Raw genomic sequence first — 690 nt, 5'->3', positions numbered from 1 at the left:
CAGACGGTCGCATGCGCATCCTTTCTTATCGAAACTCGTTGAGATGATATGCAATCAAGAATAGAATTTCAAGAACTATTTTCGAGAATCGCAATGCCTTGATTCCCGTGCCGCGCCGGTTGCCTTGGCGGGCTTGTCACAAACCTACGTTTTCAAGAAGAAGGAAACCGCATGCCCCGCCGTTCGATCCTCTCCGCCGCCGAGCGCGAAAGCCTGCTGGCGTTGCCGGACACCAAGGATGAGTTGATCCGTCACTACACGTTCAGCGAAAGCGACCTCTCCATCATCCGGCAGCGGCGCGGCCCGGCCAATCGGCTGGGCTTCGCGGTGCAGCTCTGCTACCTGCGCTTTCCCGGCGTCATCCTTGGCGCTGATGAGCCACCGTTCCCGCCATTGCTGAGACTGGTCGCCAACCAGCTCAAGGTCGGCATCGAAAGCTGGGACGAGTACGGGCAGCGTGAGCAGACCCGACGCGAGCACCTGGTCGAGCTGCAAACGGTGTTCGGCTTCCAGCCGTTCACGATTGGCCACTACCGGCAGGCTGTCCAGTTGCTGACCGAGCTGGCCATGCAAACCGACAAGGGCATCGTGCTGGCCAGAGCCTTGATCGAGCACCTGCGGCGGCAGTCGGTCATTGTGCCCGCCCTCAACGCCGTCGAGCGGGCGAGCGCCGAAGCGATTACCCGCGCC

At 61.0% G+C, this 690-nt stretch carries 1 protein-coding gene; it reads left to right on the top strand.

Translation table 11 applies throughout. The features are described 5' to 3' along the window. Window positions 1–171: 171 nt before the first annotated feature. On the top strand, window positions 172–690 hold a 519-nt coding region (locus LLF79_RS26855; RefSeq protein ID WP_065884260.1), incomplete at its 3' end, for a DUF4158 domain-containing protein.

Source organism: Enterobacter cloacae complex sp. 2021EL-01169, from assembly GCF_020733125.1.
GTDB lineage: Bacteria > Pseudomonadota > Gammaproteobacteria > Enterobacterales > Enterobacteriaceae > Enterobacter > Enterobacter roggenkampii.
The sequence above is the reverse complement of the archived record's forward strand: the minus strand, read 5'-3'. Positions and strand labels throughout refer to the sequence as shown.